The sequence below is a fragment of the Streptomyces sp. NPDC001717 genome (assembly GCF_042892775.1).
Taxonomy (GTDB): Bacteria; Actinomycetota; Actinomycetes; order Streptomycetales; family Streptomycetaceae; genus Streptomyces.
On the sequence record NZ_JBIAUK010000013.1, the window covers coordinates 198,463 to 217,777 of the forward strand.

Annotated in this window: 17 protein-coding genes and 1 riboswitch; of the genes, 3 read left to right on the forward strand and 14 right to left on the reverse strand. The window is 70.7% G+C overall.

Annotation, left to right across the window (positions count from 1 at the left end):
- Positions 1-13 precede the first annotated feature (13 nt).
- From ACFYZL_RS22250 to ACFYZL_RS22260, 3 genes are all read right to left on the reverse strand, one after another.
- The gene (locus ACFYZL_RS22250; protein ID WP_384753501.1) at positions 14-727 is read right to left on the reverse strand and encodes a hypothetical protein; all 714 of its coding nucleotides are present in this window, start codon (positions 725-727) and stop codon (positions 14-16) included.
- Between the two features lie 136 nt (positions 728-863).
- Entirely contained in the window at positions 864-1,664 is an 801-nt protein-coding gene (locus ACFYZL_RS22255; RefSeq protein WP_384753504.1) for a CPBP family intramembrane glutamic endopeptidase, read from the reverse strand.
- A gap of 99 nt (positions 1,665-1,763) precedes the next feature.
- A complete protein-coding gene (locus ACFYZL_RS22260) occupies positions 1,764-3,278 on the reverse strand; it encodes a glutamate-cysteine ligase family protein (protein ID WP_384753507.1) in 1,515 nt (504 codons plus the stop codon).
- A gap of 492 nt (positions 3,279-3,770) precedes the next feature.
- Here ACFYZL_RS22260 and ACFYZL_RS22265 point away from each other — a divergent pair, with 492 nt between their 5' ends.
- Together ACFYZL_RS22265 and ACFYZL_RS22270 are read left to right on the forward strand one after the other, a co-directional pair.
- Positions 3,771-4,391: a hypothetical protein gene (locus tag ACFYZL_RS22265; RefSeq protein WP_384753510.1), complete on the forward strand. Its 621-nt coding sequence runs from the start codon at positions 3,771-3,773 to the stop codon at positions 4,389-4,391.
- A 261-nt stretch (positions 4,392-4,652) separates the two neighbouring features.
- On the forward strand, positions 4,653-4,841 hold the full coding sequence (locus ACFYZL_RS22270) for a DUF5999 family protein (RefSeq protein ID WP_329388107.1): 189 nt from the start codon (positions 4,653-4,655) through the stop codon (positions 4,839-4,841).
- Positions 4,842-4,907: 66 nt separating this feature from the next.
- On the opposite strand, the gene gcvP is transcribed toward ACFYZL_RS22270, so the two are convergent.
- The gene (gcvP, locus tag ACFYZL_RS22275; protein ID WP_388681125.1) at positions 4,908-7,793 is read right to left on the reverse strand and encodes an aminomethyl-transferring glycine dehydrogenase; all 2,886 of its coding nucleotides are present in this window, start codon (positions 7,791-7,793) and stop codon (positions 4,908-4,910) included.
- 196 nt (positions 7,794-7,989) lie between these two features.
- Positions 7,990-8,088, reverse strand: a riboswitch (glycine riboswitch).
- A gap of 112 nt (positions 8,089-8,200) precedes the next feature.
- Here gcvP and ACFYZL_RS22280 point away from each other — a divergent pair.
- On the forward strand, positions 8,201-8,566 hold the full coding sequence (locus ACFYZL_RS22280) for a PRC-barrel domain-containing protein (RefSeq protein WP_384759214.1): 366 nt from the start codon (positions 8,201-8,203) through the stop codon (positions 8,564-8,566).
- 474 nt (positions 8,567-9,040) lie between these two features.
- Here the strand turns inward: ACFYZL_RS22280 and ACFYZL_RS22285 are convergent, their stop codons facing one another.
- The 10 genes from ACFYZL_RS22285 to ACFYZL_RS22330 all read right to left on the reverse strand — a co-directional run bounded on the left by ACFYZL_RS22285 (position 9,041) and on the right by ACFYZL_RS22330 (position 19,109).
- Positions 9,041-10,459 (reverse strand): DNA polymerase IV, encoded by a 1,419-nt coding sequence (locus ACFYZL_RS22285; protein WP_388681129.1) that lies wholly within the window; start codon positions 10,457-10,459, stop codon positions 9,041-9,043.
- Positions 10,460-10,526: 67 nt separating this feature from the next.
- Entirely contained in the window at positions 10,527-11,165 is a 639-nt protein-coding gene (locus ACFYZL_RS22290) for a MerR family transcriptional regulator (RefSeq protein ID WP_384757206.1), read from the reverse strand.
- Between the two features lie 192 nt (positions 11,166-11,357).
- Positions 11,358-11,831 carry a bifunctional nuclease family protein gene (locus ACFYZL_RS22295; RefSeq protein ID WP_384592450.1) on the reverse strand — a complete coding sequence of 158 codons (474 nt, stop codon included), beginning with the start codon at positions 11,829-11,831 and terminating at the stop codon, positions 11,358-11,360.
- A 63-nt stretch (positions 11,832-11,894) separates the two neighbouring features.
- Entirely contained in the window at positions 11,895-12,668 is a 774-nt protein-coding gene (locus ACFYZL_RS22300; protein ID WP_384757209.1) for a MerR family transcriptional regulator, read from the reverse strand.
- A gap of 19 nt (positions 12,669-12,687) precedes the next feature.
- Positions 12,688-13,632, reverse strand: a complete 945-nt coding sequence (locus tag ACFYZL_RS22305) for an FHA domain-containing protein (protein WP_384757220.1) — start codon at positions 13,630-13,632, stop codon at positions 12,688-12,690.
- An 85-nt stretch (positions 13,633-13,717) separates the two neighbouring features.
- Positions 13,718-14,569 (reverse strand): DUF881 domain-containing protein, encoded by an 852-nt coding sequence (locus ACFYZL_RS22310; RefSeq protein ID WP_384757212.1) that lies wholly within the window; start codon positions 14,567-14,569, stop codon positions 13,718-13,720.
- Positions 14,570-14,574: 5 nt separating this feature from the next.
- Complete coding sequence (locus ACFYZL_RS22315) at positions 14,575-14,907, reverse strand: small basic family protein (protein WP_373040019.1); 333 nt, start codon at positions 14,905-14,907, stop codon at positions 14,575-14,577.
- Positions 14,904-15,812 carry a DUF881 domain-containing protein gene (locus ACFYZL_RS22320; RefSeq protein WP_384757214.1) on the reverse strand — a complete coding sequence of 303 codons (909 nt, stop codon included), beginning with the start codon at positions 15,810-15,812 and terminating at the stop codon, positions 14,904-14,906. The genes ACFYZL_RS22315 and ACFYZL_RS22320 overlap by 4 nt, the downstream gene beginning before the upstream one ends.
- A gap of 113 nt (positions 15,813-15,925) precedes the next feature.
- Positions 15,926-18,421 (reverse strand): sugar phosphate nucleotidyltransferase, encoded by a 2,496-nt coding sequence (locus tag ACFYZL_RS22325; protein WP_384757216.1) that lies wholly within the window; start codon positions 18,419-18,421, stop codon positions 15,926-15,928.
- 97 nt (positions 18,422-18,518) lie between these two features.
- Positions 18,519-19,109 (reverse strand): CDP-alcohol phosphatidyltransferase family protein, encoded by a 591-nt coding sequence (locus tag ACFYZL_RS22330; protein ID WP_384592432.1) that lies wholly within the window; start codon positions 19,107-19,109, stop codon positions 18,519-18,521.
- Between the last annotated feature and the right edge of the window lie 206 nt (positions 19,110-19,315).

Sequence of the window (19,315 nt, forward strand, 5' to 3'; positions counted from 1 at the left end):
GTCAGCCCTGCGGTCAGCCCTTCGAGCGACCCTTCGACCGGGCGGCCTTCGAGCGCGCCTTCGCCTCCGCCTTCGCGCGAGCCGCTTTCCGCCGCGCGTCCTCGTTCTCGATCCAGGCGGCCGAGTCGATCCGCTTGCGATAGATCTGCGCCGGCTCCGCCGCACCCAGGTGCACCGTCCACCCCCACAGGACCGCCGACACGACGAAGAAGACGCCCGCCAACCCCAGATAGGAGGCGATCTCCTCGGACTCGGAGACGCCCTCCTGGTGCACGAAGCCGGGCACGCCGGCGACGAGCGCGTTCACCCACCACGCGAGCGCCCCGTTGAACAGGGCGAGGGAGATCCAGTAGACGACCCGCACGGTCTTCGCCGGGCCGCTCAGTTCCCCCAGCAGCAGGAGCCGCCGCAGCGTGACCGGCCCCGTCCGGTGGCGGCCGCCCGTGTCCTCCTTGGCCCGCCGCACCGACGCGTAGCACTCGTCCAGCCACTGCCCGGGCTCGGGGTCCGGCGCCGGGGCGTCGGTGGGCGCGAGTTCCTTGGCCTGGATCCAGCCGCTGAGGAACTGGATCTCCAGCTGGGCCTTCTCCAGTCGTCTGCGGTAGTGGTGGTCGCTGCTGCGCGCCTCGCGACGGTCGCGGATGAGGAGGCTGATCCCGCCCACCAGGCCGGTGACCACCGGCACGAAGAAGGGCGCGAACTGCACCACGGAGTCCAGAACAGCCACCGCGCGCGCCTCCTCGCTCCCCCTTCAGCGTCGCACCGCTCCCGCTCCCGCCCCCGCCCGGCAGGGCCGATCGGGTGGCCCGCGCCGGGTCGGGGCGCCGGGCGCGTCAGGGTGCCGCGCGGGTCAGGGCACCTGGTCAGGGCGTCGGCAGCCAGCCCACCTTGCCCGCGAGGAGCGCGTACCCGCCGAAGGCGACGATGTCGAGCAGCGCGTGCGCGACGACGAGCGGCGCCACCCGCCCCCAGCGTCGGTAGGCGAGCACGAAGACGACGCCCATCACCATGTTGCCGATGAAGCCGCCGATGCCCTGGTAGAGGTGGTACGAGCCCCGCAACACGGAGCTTGCGACCAGCGCGGCCATCGGCGACCAGCCCAGCTGCCCGAGTCTGCGCAGCAGGTAGGCCAGCACGATGACCTCCTCCACCACGGCGTTCTGCACCGCGGAGAGGATCAGCACGGGGAACTTCCACCACACGTCCGGCAGCGCCTCCGGGACCACCGTGAGGTTGGCTCCGCTCGCCCGAGCGGCCAGGTAGAAGGCGAGCCCCGCGCTGCCGATCCCCGCCGCCACGAGCGCGCCCCGGCCCAGGTCCCACCAGGGCCGGGTGCGGTCGAAGCCGAGCACCCGCAGCCCGGGCGCGCCCTCGCGCGTCAGGAAGTGGGCCACGAGCAGTACGGGGACCAGCGCGGTCGCGATCCCGAAGAGCTGCCAGGCCAGGTCCAGCCAGGGGCGGCCCGGGGCGTGCGAGGCGTTGAGCGTGGCGGCCTGGTCCCTGAGCCCGCCGGGCTTGGTGAGCGAGCCGATGAAGCTGATCAGCGAGGAGAAGGCGCTCGCCCCCAGGGACAGGGCGAGGACGAGCAGCAGCTCGGTCCGCAGGAGGCCGCGCCGCCCCTCTCCGCTCAGTTCCACGTCCACCGGCTCCGGCTCCACCCGCACGCCCGACTCCCGTCCCTGCCACCCTGCCGCGCTGTTCCGACCACCCCATACTGCCTCCTCGGCGGCCGTACGGGATCACGGGACCCGGGGGGCGGCAGGTCAGGCCGGGCCCGCACCCCCCAACCCCACGGGCCAGGTGTGCACGGGATCGCCCTTGTGCATCAGCTCGCTGTAGCGTCGCGTCGTCGCGGCCAGCGCCTCGTCCCGTTCCAACCCGGCCGCGAGGGCCTGGTGGTAGGTGTCCACCTGCCAGGTCGCCCCGTTCACGCGCCGCCGGCAGCGCTCCTCGATGATGCCGAGGTAGTAATCCCGGTCCGCGGGTTCGATGCCCCAGGCGTCCAGCCCCGCCGCCGCCATCGGCAGCAGTTCGTCCAGCACCAGCCGCACCGCCGGTACGCTCACCAGCCCCCCGGTCCGGCCCCGGCGCGGCCACCGCACCCGGGCCTCGATCCCGTACCGGCAGGCCGCGTCGAAGTTGGCCTCCGCCTCGGCGAAGGGCAGCCGGGTCCACACCGGGCGCGGGTCGTCCGCGAGGGTGCGTACGAGCCCGTAGTAGAAGGCGGCGTTGGCGACGACGTCGGCGACGGTGGGCCCGGCCGGCAGCACCCGGTTCTCCACCCGCAGGTGCGGCACCCCGTCCGCGACCCCGTACACGGGCCGGTTCCAGCGGTAGACCGTGCCGTTGTGCAGGACGAGTTCCTGCAGCCGCGGCACCCCGCCCTCGTCCAGCACCCGCAGCGGCTCCTCCTCGTCGCAGATCGGCAGCAGGGAGGGGAAGTAGCGGACGTTCTCGGCGAAGAGCTCGTACGCCGAGTCCACCCACCGCTCCCCGAACCAGGTGCGCGGGCGCACCCCCTGGGCCTGGAGCTCGACCGGTCGGGTGTCGGTGGCCTGCGTGAACAGCGGCGGCCGCGACTCCCGCCACAGCTCGCGCCCGAACAGGAAGGGAGAGTTCGCGCCGACGGCTATCTGGACGGCCGCCACCGCCTGCGCGGCGTTCCACACGTCCGAGAACCGGGCCGGCGTGACCTGGAGGTGCAGTTGTACGGAGGTGCAGGCGGCCTCGGGCACGATCGACCCGGAGGTCCAGGTCAGCCGCTCGACACCCTCGATGTCGAGCGTGAAGTCCTCGCCGCGCATCATCAGGATCTGCTCGTTCAGCAGCGAGTACCGGTCCACCGCAGACAGGTTGGCGGCGACCAGGTCACCGCGCGAGATCGTCGGCAGAATGCCGATCATCACCACCCCGGCGTCGATCTCCGCGGCCTGCCGGTGGGCGTAGCCCAGCCCCGCACCGAGTTCCTCGGCGAGCCGGTCGAATACGCGGCCGCCGAGCCTGTGCGGAAGGACGTTCACCTCCAGGTTGAACATTCCCAGTTCGGTCTGGAAATCCGTGCTCGCAATCCGCTCCAGCACCTCCGCATTCACCATTCTCGGCAGCCCGTCGGCACCGGCGAGATTCAACTCGATCTCCAGTCCCATCATGTTCTTCGGGCGATCGAACCTCCCCTCCGCCAGAAGTCGCTCCAGTCCCTCCAGACACTCGTGGAGCTTCCTTCGATACCTCTGCCGATCGGACAGGTCGAATCCGCCTGCCACGACCTTCTCCCCCATCGAAGCGTCCCTCCTCGACTGGGCCTGGCCCTGGGCACCCAGGCGCGCGTTACGGTCGATGATGCCCCGGCAGCGTGATCCATAACGCCCGGGGGGCGTGCACTGCGCGGAGCGCGCGCCGGTTTGGCCGAAGGGCGCTCCGGCACATTCACCTGGCAAGCCGACTTGTGCAAATTCCCCCTCGCCTTTGCCTGTTCCGGATAACCGACGCTTTTCAGCCGGGCCCCCGTCCGGTAACCTCCGAGGTCAGCGCGACGTGTTCGCGCCCATCCGGCATGAATGCCATGTCAGCGGGACCGGTAAGCGCCTTGTCGGCAATAGGCGGGACAGCTAGCCGAAACACTGCGTGAACACATGTCGTATAAACTCCGCAAACGAGGCAGAGAGTTGGCGCGCGGCCATTGCCCCTCAGCCCCCCTCTGGCCCCAGAATGCGACAGCGCCGTCCGCACCTCCCCCTTCCACAGGTCTCCCAAGTGAGAGGCGACCCACCATGCCGCTGCACGTCCCTCCGGCTCCCGCGTCCGCCCTGCGCAGTGTCCTCGCGGCTCTCGGTTCCCCCACCGCGGTCAACGAGGCGCACACTCCCGCCCTGCGCGCGCTCCAAGGGCCGATGACCGCCGAACTCCCCCTGCCGGTCCACGTCCTCGACCGGCTCGGCATGTCCAATCTGGCGGCCGGCGGCAGGCCGCCGCGCACCCGGCTCACCGGCTGGCGGTTCCTCATCCGCAGCGGCGACCGGTTCGTCGCCGCGGCCGACACCCGGCTGACCCCGGACGGCTGGACCTTCTCCCACTTCTTCGAGGGCCCCTACGTCGCGGCCACCGAACGCGCGCTGCGCCAGGCGGAGTCGCTCGGCAAGGGCTACCAGCCGCGTCTGCTGTCCGTACCGGAGCTGTACATGCTGACGCTGTGGCTGCACGGGGCCGTCGGCGCCGACGCCTCCGCCGGCCTGCCCGCGGGCGAGGACCTGCTGGTGCCCCTGGCTCCGGCCCCGCCCGGCATCGCCGCGTACCGGCCGCATCCGGTCTCCGAACTGCTGCCCGTGCTGACCCACCGGCTCACCCCGGCGACGCCACCGGTCCCGCCTTCGCTGGCCGCTCCGGCCGCCTGACCCGATTGGCCCATTCGGGTTAGTCCGCCCGGGCCACCGTCGAACCATCCGAAATGACAGGGGAGTTGGCCTGAACCGCCCGCACGAGTGATGCGTCATCAATCTGTGAGGACAGCCGGCGGGAAATCCCTGCGAAGCGGCTGTCCTGGGGGAAGACTGAGGACACGCTCCCCGCGGGTGCGGGGATGATCCAGGGGGACGGCCATGAATCACGCATCGAGCCGTAGCACACAGACCACGTCGCAGCGAAAGAACGCATCCATGTGCCAGCACCAGCCAGCCTGCCCGTCAGCCGAATCCGCCGACCGGGAGGCGGCCCGCCCCGTGGCCAACCACCCGGAGCAGGGCTGGAGCCTGCTGTGCAACGGCGTCCTGCTCTTCGAGGACACCGGGGAGCTGCTCCCGGACGGCCAGATCATCGCCCCGCACCGGCCGCTCGCGGTCGCATAGGACGGATCGTGAACGACGAAGGGGCCGGCCCGGGAGAACCTCCCGGATCGGCCCCTTCGTCATCGATCAGTTGTCGTACTCGTCCAGCGGCGGGCAGGAGCACACCAGGTTCCGGTCACCGAACGCACCGTCGATGCGGCGCACCGGCGGCCAGTACTTCTCGGCGGCCGTGACCCCGCCCGGGAACACGGCCTCGTCACGGGTGTACGGGTGGTTCCACTCGCCGCCCAGCGCCGCCGCGGTGTGCGGGGAGTTGGCCAGCGGGTTGTCCTCCAGCGGCCACTCGCCGGAGGCGACCTTCTCGATCTCGCCGCGGATGGCGATCATCGCGTCGCAGAAGCGGTCGATCTCCGCGAGGTCCTCGGACTCCGTCGGCTCGATCATCAGCGTGCCCGCGACCGGGAAGGACATCGTCGGCGCGTGGAAGCCGTAGTCGATCAGGCGCTTGGCGATGTCGTCGACGCTCACGCCCGTCTCCTTCGACAGCGGACGCAGGTCGATGATGCACTCGTGCGCGACCAGGTCGCCCGGGCCGGTGTAGAGCACCGGGTAGTGCGGCTCCAGGCGCTTGGCGATGTAGTTGGCGCCGAGCACCGCGACCTGGGTGGCGCGCTTGAGGCCCTCGCCGCCCATGAGGCGGACGTACGACCAGGAGATCGGCAGGATGCCGGCGGAGCCCCACGGCGCGGCCGAGATCGGGCCGACGCCCGTCTCCGGACCGGCGGTCGGCTGCAGCGGGTGGTTCGGGAGGTACGGGGCGAGGTGCGCCCGGACACCGACCGGGCCGACGCCCGGACCGCCGCCGCCGTGCGGGATGCAGAAGGTCTTGTGCAGGTTCAGGTGCGAGACGTCGCCGCCGAAGTGACCCGGCTTGGCCAGACCCACCAGGGCGTTGAGGTTCGCGCCGTCCACGTAGACCTGGCCGCCGGCCTCGTGCACCTGGGCGCAGATGTCGGCGACGTGCTCCTCGAACACACCGTGCGTGGACGGGTAGGTGATCATCAGCACGGAGAGCTCGTCGCGGTACTGCTCGATCTTGGCGCGCAGGTCGTCCGCGTCCACCTCGCCGTCGTCGGCGGTCTTGACGACGACGACCTTCATGCCGGCCATCACGGCGCTGGCGGCGTTGGTGCCGTGCGCGGAGGACGGGATGAGGCAGATGGTGCGCTGCTCGTCGCCGTTCGCGCGGTGGTAGGCGCGCACGGCCAGCAGACCGGCGAGCTCACCCTGCGAGCCGGCGTTCGGCTGGATGGAGACCTTGTCGTAGCCGGTGACCTCGGAGAGACGTTCCTCCAGCTCGTTGATGAGCGTGAGGTAGCCCTCGGCCTGCTCCACCGGGGCGAAGGGGTGCAGCTGACCGAATTCGGGCCAGGTCACCGGCTCCATCTCGGTGGTCGCGTTGAGCTTCATGGTGCAGGAGCCCAGCGGGATCATGCCGCGGTCCAGCGCGTAGTCCTTGTCCGAGAGCTTGCGCAGGTAGCGCAGCATCGCGGTCTCGGAACGGTGCTGGTGGAAGACCGGGTGCGTCAGGAAGGCGTCCGAGCGCAGCAGACCCTCGGGGAGGGTGTCCGCGACGGTCTCGTCCAGCGCCTCGATGTCGGCGCTGACGCCGAAGGCGGCCCAGACGGCCTCGATGTCGGCGCGCAGGGTGGTCTCGTCACAGGCCATGGAGACCTGGTCCGCGTCGACCTGGTGCAGGTTGACCCCGCCCTTGCGGGCGGCGGCGACGACCTCGGCGGCACGGCCCGGGACGCGGGCGGTGATCGTGTCGAAGTACGCGCCGTGCACGATCTCCACGCCGCCGGCCGTCAGACCCGCGGCGAGCAGGGTCGCGTAGCGGTGGGTGCGGCGGGCGATCGTCTGCAGGCCGTCCGGGCCGTGGTAGACGGCGTACATGGCGGCCATGACGGCGAGCAGCACCTGCGCGGTACAGATGTTGCTGGTGGCCTTCTCGCGGCGGATGTGCTGCTCGCGGGTCTGGAGGGCCAGGCGGTACGCCTTGTTGCCGTCTGCGTCCACGGAGACGCCGACGAGGCGGCCCGGCAGGGAGCGGGCGTGCTTGGCCTGGACGGCCATGTACCCGGCGTGCGGTCCGCCGAAGCCCATGGGGACGCCGAAGCGCTGCGTGGTGCCGACGGCGATGTCCGCGCCCAGCTCGCCCGGGGAGGTCAGCAGGGTCAGGGCGAGCAGGTCGGCCGAGACGGTGACGATCGCACCGAGTTCGTGCGCCTGGTCGATGACCGACTTGATCTCCCGTACGGCGCCGGAGGCACCCGGGTACTGGAGCAGCACGCCGAAGACACCGCGCTCGGCGATCTCGGCGGGGATGCCGTTCGAGAGGTCCGCGACGACGACCTCGACGCCCGTCGGCTCGGCGCGGGTCTCGATCACCGCGATGGTCTGCGGCAGGGCGTCGGCGTCGATCAGGAAGACGCCGCCCTTGACCTTGCCCACGCGGCGGGCGAGCGACATGGCCTCGGCGGCCGCGGTGCCCTCGTCGAGCAGCGACGCACCCGAGGTCGGCAGGCCGGTGAGGTCCGCGACGAGGGTCTGGAAGTTCAGGAGCGCTTCGAGGCGGCCCTGGGAGATCTCCGGCTGGTACGGCGTGTAGGCCGTGTACCAGGCCGGGTTCTCCATGACGTTGCGGAGGATCACCGGAGGCGTGAAGGTCCCGTAGTAACCGAGACCGATCATCGACGACAGGACCTGGTTGCGGTCGGCGAGCGAACGCAGCTCGGCCAGCACCTCGGCCTCGGTCCGCGCCTCGGGCAGGTTCAGCGCCTCGGCGGTCTTGATGACGTCCGGCACCGCGGCGGCGGTCAGTTCGTCCAGCGAGCCGTAGCCCACCTGAGCGAGCATCTTCGCCTGCGCCTCGGCGTCCGGACCGATGTGGCGCTGCTCGAAGGGGATGCCTCGCTCCAGCTGGGAGAGCGGAATGCGGTTGGCGGTCATTGTACGGAGGCCTCCTGGTCGTACGACCTGCGAGGGGCACCACGGCGCGGGCACCCGGACGGCCTCCCCCTCTGTCATCTCAACCTGAGAGTTTCACCGGTCGCTGGAGGGTCGCTCGAGCCACCGGCTTTCACCGTCGGTGAGGAGGGGAACCGGCACTGCGCGCCCGGTACCCGCCCCTGCTTTCCAGAGTGGCCTCGTCCGTGCGGTACGTATGCCTGAGAGATTCCGGGGAGGATTTGCTCCTTCGGCGCCTCCGTCGTTCTCACTCGGAGGACTCTCCCGCACAGGGTCGACAGCCAGCACCCAGCCTACCAGCGAGGATCCGGACCCTCCCCGAGTGGCCTCTTCTTGGGATATGCACTTCTGTAGTCATTACGGAGGAGTTGCGACCATTTGGAGGGACCGTGCAGACCGACATCGATCCGCGCAGCCTGATCGGCCGCAAGGCGTTCGACCGCAATGGCACCAAGATCGGCACCGTGGACGAGGTCTACCTCGACGATGCCACAGGCGTCCCGGAGTGGGCCGCAGTGCGTACGGGCCTGTTCAGCCGGGACGCGTTCGTTCCGCTGGAGCCGAGCGAGCTGGTGGACGACGCCCTACGGGTGCCGTTCGACCGCTCCCTGATCAAGGACGCCCCCGACTTCGGCGTAGGCCGCCACCTCTCCCCGGAACAGGAGCTCCAGCTCTACCACCACTACGGCCTGGACGTGACGCTCCCCACGGACTTCCACCGCGACTTCGGCCGGCTGGCGGGCGACGACGACTGACCGCCCCCGCCACACCACCGGCCTCCGGTGCCGCGGCCCACGCCAGGCGGCCCCCGCCCGGCCCCCACGCGCGTCGAGCCGCAACGGACCCTAAGGGCCACGGCCGCCCCCGCACGGCACCCGCCAGGGGGCCGCGGCCGGGGCCGGCCCGAGCGTGCCCGCGCGGGCCCGCCGCCAAGCCGCCCCGGCCGGCCGAACCCGGGGCGGCGGCACGCGGACCGTCAGGCGCCGCGGGCGCCCGTCTCCGGGGCGACGCGCCCCCGGCAAGCCGGCGCGCCGGGGCCGTGTGCGGGCCGCGGTGGCGCGGCGCCCGCAGGCCCGGCACCAAGCCGCCCCGTCCCACCGCTGCCCCCTCCACGGCCGATCCCCCGCAGGGCACCCGTACGCGGGCCGTACGACGCCCTGTGCGCCCTATCCGGCCGCGCACCGGGCGGGGCGGCGCAGGCCCCCGGCCGACCCACCTCGCGGCACCCCTCAGGTGCCCGCGTCCGTCGCCCCCACCAGCGGCAGCGGGTCGGACGGCTCCAGTTCCGGGTCGTCCACCCGGAAGGTCCGAACTCGGCCCGGCGGCGAACCGGGCTGCTCGAACCGCACGGTCACCCGCCCGACCCCGCTGCCCTGGACCCACCCCGGCCCGTACACCGAATGGAGCACGTCCAGCCCGGCCATCCACCGCCGCTCCACAGCCGGCTCGGGCTCCGCCCCGGGGGCGGCGGACCACGGGTCCAAGGACGCCTCGGACCCGGCGGCCGGCTCGGCCTCCCCGAGCGGCTCGGCAGCCTCCTCGGCCCCCTCGGCCGATTCCGCCGCCTCCGCCGCCTCCGCCGCCTGCGCGAAGAGGTCCTCCTGCGTGTAGTCCGCCAGCCCCGTCACGCCCACCCCCAGCAGCCGCACCCCGCCGGTGGTGTCCACACCCTCCAGGAGCCGCGCGGCCGCCTCCCGCACCACTCCGGGGTCGTCCGTCGGGCCCCGCAGCGTCTCGGAGCGCGTCAGCGTCGAGAAGTCGTACCGGCGCACCTTCAGCACGATCGTGCGCCCGGAGTGCCCGGATTCGCGCAGCCTCCGCACGCACCGGTCCGCCAGCCGCTGCACCTCGCCCCGGATCCGGACCCGGTCGTGCAGGTCCACGTCGAAGGTGTCCTCGACCGAGACCGACTTGGCGTCCCGCTCGGCGACCACCGGCCGGTCGTCCAGTCCCAGCGCCATCCGGTACAGGCCCACGCCGTGCGCCCGCCCGACCATCCGGACCAGCTCGTCCTCACCGGCCTCCGCGAGCTCCCCCACGGTGGTGATCCCGGCCCGCCGCAGGTGCTCCCCGGTGGCCGGCCCCACGCCCGGCAGGGTCCGCACCGACATCGGCGCGAGGAGCTCCCGCTCCGTACCCGGCTCGATGAGCAGCAGCCCGTTCGGCTTGGCCTCCTCGGACGCCACCTTGGCCAGCATCTTCGACCCGGCCAGCCCCACCGACCCGCTGAGCCCCGTCACGCCACGGATGTCCGCCCGCAGCCGCTCCCCCGTCGCCAGGGCGCTCGCCGAGTCGAAGGCGACCCCGCCCGCCTCCAGGTCCACGAAGGCCTCGTCGAGGCTCAGCGGCTCCACCAGCGGCGACAGCGCCCGCAGCAGCGCCATGACCTGGTCGCTGACCGCGCGGTAGAGGCTGAAGCGCGGGATGAGGTAGGCACCGTTCGGGCAGAGACGCCTCGCCTGCGCGGTCGGCATCGCGGAGTGCACCCCGAACCGCCTGGCCTCGTACGAGGCGGTCGCGACGACCCCGCGCGGCCCGAGACCGCCGACGATGACGGCCTTGCCGCGCAGGCTCGGCTTGGACGCCTGCTCCACGGAGGCGTAGAAGGCGTCCATGTCCAGGTGCAGGATGGTCGGCGCGGCTCTCACAGCCCCGATGCTGCCCTACGCCTCTGACATTTCCATGCCACGTTTCCGGGGCGGGCCGCCCCCACGCTCAGACGGCGCGGTTGCGGCGCGCCGCGAGCTCGTCGGCCGGGTTGTGCCCGACCAGGGTCTCGCCGGTGTCGACGCGCTCCCCGTGCAGCTGCGACAGCGCGCTCTCGACGTCGCGCCACACCACGCCCACGGCGATGCCGAAAACACCCTGCCCGCCCTGGAGCAGGCTCACGACCTGGTCCGGGGAGGTGCACTCGTACACGGTGGCGCCGTCGCTCATCAGCGTCATCCGCTCGAGGTCGTGGAACCCGCGGTTCTGCAGGTGCTGCACGGCCGTGCGGATGTTCTGCAACGCCACCCCGGTGTCCAGGAAACGCTTGACGATCTTGAGGACCACCACGTCCCGGAAGCTGTAGAGGCGCTGGGTGCCCGACCCGTACGCGGGCCGCACGCTCGGCTCCACGAGGCCGGTGCGCGCCCAGTAGTCGAGCTGCCGATAGGTGATGCCGGCCGCGGCGCACGCCGTCGGTCCCCGGTATCCGATCTGCGCGGGCGCCTGGTCGCCACCCACCGATCCGACCGGCGTCGAGTCCGGCTGACGGTGCGCGGCCCCGACCGCACTGCCGTGCAGCGGGTACGGTCCCCCGTCACTCCGCGCGGGGGTGCCCCCGGTCGTACCGTCGCCCGTGATCCTCACGCCGACCCTCCGTCCTTGACCTGCCCACCTCGAAGGTAGGCAGTCACCAGGGGTGCGTCAACGATCGCCACACTCGGCACGCCGAGTGATAATCACCCTGAGAGTGGTTTCCCGTATCCCTTTGCGGGGAAAGGCTACTCGAATGGGCTGAAAGTTCCCGGCCGGTCGCCCCGTGGACGGCCCCGCCGGCACTCACTGCGGGCCGGTACCGAAGTCCTCGGGCGAGATCTGGTCGAGGAACTCGCGGAACTTCTCCACCTCGTCCTCCTGCTCGTCCGGAATGGCGATTCCGGCGTCGTCGAGGACGCCGTCACTGCCGTAGATCGGCGTCCCCGTGCGCAGGGCCAGCGCTATGGCGTCGGAGGGCCTCGCGCTCACCTCGACCCCGCTGGCGAAGACGAGCTCCGCGTAGAAGACGCCCTCCCGCAGATCCGTGATCCGGACCTCGGAGAGCTCCTCGCCGATCGCTTCCAGCACGTCCTTGAACAGGTCGTGCGTCAGCGGCCGGGCAGGGGCCATCCCCTGCTGCGCGAAGGCGATCGCGGTCGCCTCCCCTGGTCCGATCCAGATGGGGAGGTACCGGTCGCCTCCCACTTCACGCAGGAGCACGATCGGTTGGTTGGAGGGCATTTCCACCCGGACACCCACAACGTCGAGCTCGTTCACACAGCAACCCTAGGACCTGGTCGGCAGGTTTGGGTAGTCGGGGCCCCACTCCGACCGCCCGGTTCACCTGAGACGGACCCCGAGAGCCGTCTGCACGAGGGCCTCGTGGAGCCGTACGGACAGCCCCGCGAGTTCTTTCATCGTGGCCTCCGCGTGCGCCCTGGTCTGCGGGTTGCGGTGGCGGCGCAGTGGTGCCACCACCTGCTCCACCAGACCCGCCTCGCGGTCCGCGGCGGCCTTCATGGCGCGCAGGTGCCGCGGTTCCAGTCCGAAGCGCCCCAGATCGGCCACGAGCCGGGCCACGGTGACGGCCTCCGCGTCGAATCCGCCGCCCGGAACCTCCGCGAGCAGCCCGTACGACTCCCATTCGACCAGCTGCACCTCGTCCACCTCGGCGGCCGCGAGCAACTCCGCACGGCCCACCCGGGCCACCGTGGGCCGTTCCCGGCCCACCTCGCCGTAGAGGGCCACGGGGCTGCCGGGATCGACCGTGCCGTCGGAGTCGGCGTGCGCCGTGGGCGCCGGGATGCGGATCTGCTCGCCGCGTGCGAGCGCGTCGAGCTGCTCGCGGATGACCTTCAGCGGGAGGTAGTGATCGCGCTGCAACCGCAGGATGTGCGCGAGGCGCTCCACGTCCTCGGCGCTGAACTTGCGGTACCCCGAAGGCGTGCGCCGGGGTTCGACGAGCCCCTCCGCCTCCAGGAAGCGGATCTTCGAGATCGTGACTTCGGGGAACTCGTCACGCAGCGTGGTGAGCACGGTGCCGATGCTCACCAGCCGCCCGGCGGCGCCGGCGGTGCCGTTGTCGTGGGCACCGCCGGTCGGGGTACGCAGCATGAGACCTTCCCAAATGGGGTCAGACGCCCCGCAGGCTCGCGTAGAAGACCAGCCGGTACTTGCCGATCTGCACCTCGTCGCCGTTGTGCAGGGCGACGGAGTCGATCGGTTCGCGGTTCACGTACGTGCCGTTGAGGCTGCCGACGTCGGAGACGGTGAAACCGCCGTCCTGGCCCCTGCGGAAGTCGACATGACGCCGGGAGACGGTGACGTCGTCCAGGAAGATGTCGCTCTGCGGGTGCCGGCCCGCCGTGGTCAGCTCGCCGTCCAGCAGGAAGCGGCTACCGGAGTTGGGACCTCGCCGCACGATGAGCAGGGCGGAACCGGGCGGCAGCGCCTCCACCGCGGCCTGGGCCTCGGGGGACAGCGAGGACGACACGTGCGTCTGTCCCGACACCTCGGCCTCGTAGGCCTCGAGGCCCGAGATCGAGATGGTGGACGTGGTCTCCGAGGCTCGCTCCGGCGTCAGACCCGCCCGAAGCGGCGCCCCGCAGTTGGAGCAGAACCGGCTGGCCGCATCGCTGCGGTGTCCGCACCTGCTGCAAATCTGCTCGGCCGACATCGACGGCTCCTCGCGCCGCGGCTGCCCCGCGGAGGCATTGGTGGCATACGGGTCGGGTGCAAACCCTCCACCCGTAGTCGAGGTTGATGGTTCACCGAAACCTATGCGTCCGGTACCGGCAGGGTCAACAGTCGACGCGCCGGAAGCGCCCGAATTGTCACCCGCGCCGGCCACCTCGTCGCGGAAGAGCGGCCGGTCGCCCTGCCCTTCCACGCCACCCTGCTCGGCACGGTGACGTGCCGAGCCGCTCTCTTCGCGGTTCTTCTTGCCGAACAACTTCTCAAACAACTTCACGGGCGATTCCCCTTGACCGAAACAGACCCGCCCGTGGGGCAGGACGAACTCCGAATGCAGACACCTGCCGACCCGGACATTCTCACAACGTCCGTAACCACCAGACAGTTTCCACCACGCACCGCGACTTCGGTGCGCCGACCCCCCGCAGTCATCAGCCCGCGTGAGCCGGTCCACTCTCCACTCCGCATCATCACGATGACGACCGAGCGTAGTCAGGCTGCTTCGCAGCCCGCAAGGCATCCACGACGATCTTCGCCGACCGTGTGACGGCGACGGTGGCCTGCTCCTTCTCCAGCGTCTGGACCACGCCGCCGGGGATGTTGAGCGCGGGCTCCAGATCCTGGGCCTTGCCGATCACCTTGAACTCGTACGGCTGTGTGATCTTCTTACCGTCGATCGCGACCCCACCGTCCTCGTCCGAGAAGTACGAGCCGGCCACGATGCGCACGCCGTTGATCTGGATCGCCTCGGCCCCGGCCGCCCGCAGCTCCTGAAGCGCGTCCAGCAGTTGGTCGGACCGCACCTTGCCCGTGGGATCGGTGATCTTCAACGTGATGCCCGGCCCCTGCGCTGCCACCGTACCGGCCAGGATGCCGAGTTGGCGCTCCTTCTCCACGGTCTGCTTGCGCGCCTCCTCGGCCTGGTTGGAGCTGCTCTCCAGCTCCTTGCGCTGCTCCTCCAGGCGCTGCTTCTCGTCTTCCAGGCGCTTGGTCCGCCCGTCGAGCTCGTCGAGGATCCGTACGAGGTCCTCCTGGCGGGCCCCGCGCAGCGCGCTGGACTCGCTGTTCGACCGCACCTGGATGGCCAGCCCCAGGCCCAGGACGAACAGCAGCAGGGCGACGATCAGTTGGGCACGGCTCACCCGCGGCGGCCACAGCCCGGCCGCGAGCCGCTGCCGGCCCGTCTGCTCAGCGGGCTCCGGGACCTCCTTCGGCTCCGGCACCTCCCGCGGCGGCTCCGGTGCGTTCTTCGACGGCTCCGGTGCGTTCTCCGGCGGCTGCTCCGCGCCCCCCGGCTGCTCCGGGGTCTCGTCCGTACTCATCGGCCTCACGCCCGGAACACGTGCCGACGGATGGCCGCGGCGTTGGAGAAGATGCGGATGCCGAGGACGACGACCACACCCGTGGAGAGCTGCGATCCGACGCCGAGCTTGTCGCCGAGGAAGACGATCAGTGCGGCCACGACCACGTTCGACAGGAACGACACCACGAAGACCTTGTCCACGAAGATGCCGTCCAGCATCGCGCGCAAGCCGCCGAAGACCGCGTCCAGCGCCGCCACCACGGCGATCGGCAGATAAGGCTCCACCACGGCCGGCACTTCGGGCCGGACCAGAAGTCCGGCCACCACTCCGACCAAGAGGCCCAGTACCGCGATCACGATGCACCCTTCTGCTGCTCTGCTGCTGTAGCTGTACGTACGGTCACGCTCGGCGCGGCCGGCAGTCGCACCTCGTCCGCGGCGGACAGGGTGTAGCGGATCCCGTAGCTCTCCTGCAGCACGTGCAGGTACTGGCCGTCCGCCGAATCCTGGAAGGCCGTGCCGAGCCGCTTCTTGTCCCCCACCGCCAGCACTTCGTACGGCGGCACCAGCGGCCTGTTGTCGACCAGTATCGCGTCACCCGCGGCCCTGATCGCCGACAGCGCCGTCAGCCGCTGTCCGTTGATGGACACCGCCTCCGCGCCGGACTGCCACAGCCCGTTGACGATCTTCTGCATGTCGCGGTCGCGCACGCGGCCGGTGTCCGAGAACCCGGCGCTCTCGCGCGGACCGCCGCCGCCACCGTCGGACGCGCCCTTGGCGTCGTCGACGACCAGCTTGATCCCCGGGCCCCGGACCTCCGTGGCACCGGACAGCAGCGCCACGAGATCGCCCTGTCGCCCGCCGGGCTGCTTGAGCGCCGCGCTCTGGCGGTCCGCGACGTCGGTCCGCAGCCGCTCGATGTCCCGCTCCAGGCCGTCCGCACGGTTGTCCGCGCGCTCCACCCGGTCGATCAGCTCCTGACGCTCCTTGGCCAGCACCGGCGCGGCCACCCGCGCCTGGGCGGCGCCGAGCGTGACGACCATCGCCGCGAGCACGAGGCCCGCTGCGAGCCCCAGCTTGGCCTTGAGGGTTCGGGGCAGCCCCGAGGTCCCCTCCGCCCCACGGCGGGCCGACGCCTCCGCGTAGCCCTCGTCGAGGCTGTGGTCCATCACGTGCGTCAGCAGCGACATGGAAGCGTCCGGGCGCGCGGGCACCGGGAACGCCGAACTCCGATTGTGAGGCGGCTGCGACATGCCGCACATCGTCGCATGTCGGCGGCGTACACACCGAATGCGTCCGTTCGGGGGGCCTGGCGGGGGGCCGTCCCCCGCCAGGCCCCCCGGACCTCGGTCGTTCGTGGATCAGAGTCCGGCGCTCAGTGCCCGGCCCCGTCCACCACTCCCGCCCACTCGTCGAGCAGCGCCTGCGCCGAGGCGTCGTCGGGGCCCTCGGCCCACAGGTGCGTGACCGCCTCCGCCGGGTCGGGCAGGACCAGCACCCACCGCCCGTCGGCCTCGACCACCCGCACCCCGTCGGTGGTGTCCACCTGCCGGTCTCCGGCCGCCTCCACGACCCGCCGCATGACGAGCCCCTTCACCGCCCACGGAGTCGGCACGTCCCGCTTGAGGACGTGGGCGCGCGGGATCCGGGCGTCGATCTGGCTCAAAGTGAGCTGCGTCCGCGCGACCAGCCCGAGGAGCTGCACGAAGGCGGCCGAGCCGTCGAAGACACTGCTGAACTCGGGAACGATGAACCCTCCGCGGCCATCTCCACCGAAGATGGTGTTCTCGGCCCGGCCCACCCGGGTCAGGTCATCGGGCGAGGTCGTCGTCCACTCCACCTGGGTGCCGTGGTAGGCCGCCACCTGCTCGGCGACGCGCGTCGTGGTCACCGGCAGCGCGACCTTGCCGCTGCGCTTCTCCGCGGCGACCAGGTCGAGCAGCACCAGCAGCGCCCGGTCGTCCTCGATGATCCGCCCGCGCTCGTCCACCAGGGAGATCCGCTCGCCCACCGGGTCGAACCGCACCCCGAAGGCCGCCCGCGCCGAGGCCACGATCTCCCCGAGCCGCACCAGTCCGGCCCGGCGGGACTCCGCGGTCTCCGTCGGCCTCGACTCGTCGAGCCCGGGATTGATCGTGAGGGCGTCCACCCCGAGCCGTCCGAGCAGGCTGGGCAGGACGAGGCCGGCGCTGCCGTTCGAGGCGTCGACGACCACCTTGAGCCCGGCTTCGCCGATCCCGGTGGTGTCCACCTGCCGCAGCAGCGATCCCGTGTACGAGTCGAAGACGCTCGCCGGGAAGTGCAGGTCCCCGATCTCCCCCGGGAAGGCGCGCCGGTACTCCTGGCGTGCGTAGACCCGGTCGAGCTTGCGCTGCTGCGCCTGCGAGAGGTCAGCCCCGCGCTCGTCCAGGAACATGATGTCCACGGAGTCCGGCACGCCGGGCGAGGTCCTCAGCATGATCCCGCCGGCACTGCCGCGCGCGGTCTGCTGCCGGGCCACGGGCAGTGGGACGTTCTCCAGGTCACGCACCTCGATGGCACTGGCCTGGAGCGCCGAGATCACCGCGCGCTTCAGCGCTCGGGCGCCTCGGGAGTGGTCACGGGCCGTGGTGACGATCGCCCCCTTCTTGAGGGTGGTCGCGTAGGCGCCGGCGAGCCGGACCACCACCTCTGGGGTGATCTCCACGTTCAGGATTCCCGAGACTCCCCGCGCGCCGAACAGGTGCGCCTGGCCACGGGACTCCCAGATCACCGACGTGTTGACGAAGGCACCGGCCTCGATCGTCTTGAAGGGGTAGACGCGCACGTTCCCCTGGACGATCGATTCCTCACCGACCAGGCACTCGTCGCCGATGACGGCCCCGTCCTCGATCCTCGCGGAGCGCATGATGTCGGTGTTCTTGCCGATCACGCAGCCGCGGAGGTTGCTGTGGGGCCCGATGTACACGTTGTCGTGGACGACGGCCTTGTGCAGGAAGGCCCCGCTCTTCACGACGACGTTCGATCCGACGACGGTGTGCTCGCGGATCTCCACACCGGCTTCGACCTTCGCGTAGTCGCCGATGTACAGCGGCCCGCGCAGCACCGCGTCGGGGCTCACCTCGGCCCCCTCGGCGACCCACACGCCGGGCGACATCTCGAAGCCGTCCATCTCGACCTGGACCTTGCCCTCGAGCACGTCGGCCTGTGCCTTGACGTAGCTCTCGTGCGTGCCCACGTCCTCCCAGTAGCCCTCGGCCACGTAGCCGAAGATCGGCCGGCCTTCCTTCATCAGCTGCGGGAAGACGTCCCCCGACCAGTCGACCGAGACGTCCGGGTCGACGTAGTTGAAGACCTCCGGCTCCATCACGTAAATGCCGGTGTTCACCGTGTCGGAGAACACCTGGCCCCAGGTCGGCTTCTCCAGGAACCGCTCGACCTGGCCCTCCTCGTCCACGATCGTGATGCCGAATTCCAGCGGGTTCGGCACCCGGGTCAGGCACACCGTGACGAGTGCGCCCTTCTCCCTGTGGAAGCGGATCAGATCGGTGAGGTCGAAGTCGGTCAGCGCATCGCCGGAAATGACGAGGAACGTGTCGTCCTTCAAGGCCTCCTCGGCATTCTTGACGCTGCCGGCGGTGCCGAGTGGCTTCTCCTCGTTGGCATAGGTGAGCTCCATACCGAGCTCTTCGCCGTCCCCGAAGTAATTCTTGACGAGCGACGCCAGGAACTGCACGGTGACCACGGTCTCACTGAGCCCATGCCGCTTGAGGAGCCTGAGCACATGCTCCATGATCGGCCGGTTCGCCACCGGCAGGAGCGGCTTGGGCATGCTCGAGGTCATGGGGCGAAGACGTGTGCCCTCACCACCGGCCATCACGACGGCCTTCATGTCGGAAGAGTCCTCCTTGAGAGACGACGTTCGTGCCGACCTCACCCGTCTCGGACGGTGACTCCCCGGCTCCACCGTGCCTTCCGGTCGGGCGGGCTCAATCGGCGGTGGCGTCCGCCTTCACGAGACGGCGGACTTGAACCACGTACAGGATTCCTGCCCACCAATAGAGCGTTGTACCCCATCCCGCGAACGCCCATCCGAAAACTGACCCCATCCAGGCCAACCAACCCGTCCCGTCACTGAGCAGCAACAAGGGGAACGCGTACATCAGGTTGAAGGTGGCGGCCTTCCCGAGGAAGTTGACCTGCGGCGGCGGATAGCCGTGTCGGCGCAGGATCCACACGTTGACCAGCAGCATCAGATCACGCGCGAGCAGCGCCGCGGTCAGCCACAGGGGAAGAATCTCGCGATAGGTCAGACCGAAGAGCGTCGACAGGATGTACAGCCGGTCGGCGGCGGGATCCAGCAGCCGCCCGAGGTTGCTGATCTGATTCCAGCGCCGCGCGAGCTTCCCGTCGAGGTAGTCACTGATACCGCTGAGCATGAGTACGGCCAGGGCCCACCCGTCGTACTCCGCGAGGATCAGCCACAGGAACACGGGCACGCCGGCGAGGCGAGCCATGCTCAGGATGTTCGGAATGGTGAAAATTCGGTCAGTCTGAACCCGAGTCTCCTGGACCTCCACCCGGGGGCCTCCACTGTGACGGTAGAAAGGTTGAACGATGCCCTCTGACCCTACAGGAGTCCGCACAGGCACCCGGAACGCAGAAAAGCCCCGCACCGAACCCTGAAGGGTTGGTGCGGGGCTTTCCCACAATGATTGTTCGGCGGCGTCCTACTCTCCCACAGGGTCCCCCCTGCAGTACCATCGGCGCTGAAAGGCTTAGCTTC

Coding starts and splice junctions, on each gene's coding strand:
- ACFYZL_RS22260 (WP_384753507.1), bottom strand. CDS start 3,278: ATGGGGGAGAAGGTCGTGGCAGGCGGATTCGACCTGTCCGATCGGCAG.
- ACFYZL_RS22265 (WP_384753510.1), top strand. CDS start 3,771: ATGCCGCTGCACGTCCCTCCGGCTCCCGCGTCCGCCCTGCGCAGTGTC.
- ACFYZL_RS22270 (WP_329388107.1), top strand. CDS start 4,653: ATGTGCCAGCACCAGCCAGCCTGCCCGTCAGCCGAATCCGCCGACCGG.
- gcvP (WP_388681125.1), bottom strand. CDS start 7,793: ATGACCGCCAACCGCATTCCGCTCTCCCAGCTGGAGCGAGGCATCCCC.
- ACFYZL_RS22300 (WP_384757209.1), bottom strand. CDS start 12,668: ATGCTGCGTACCCCGACCGGCGGTGCCCACGACAACGGCACCGCCGGC.
- ACFYZL_RS22310 (WP_384757212.1), bottom strand. CDS start 14,569: ATGAGTACGGACGAGACCCCGGAGCAGCCGGGGGGCGCGGAGCAGCCG.
- ACFYZL_RS22320 (WP_384757214.1), bottom strand. CDS start 15,812: ATGTGCGGCATGTCGCAGCCGCCTCACAATCGGAGTTCGGCGTTCCCG.
- ACFYZL_RS22325 (WP_384757216.1), bottom strand. CDS start 18,421: ATGAAGGCCGTCGTGATGGCCGGTGGTGAGGGCACACGTCTTCGCCCC.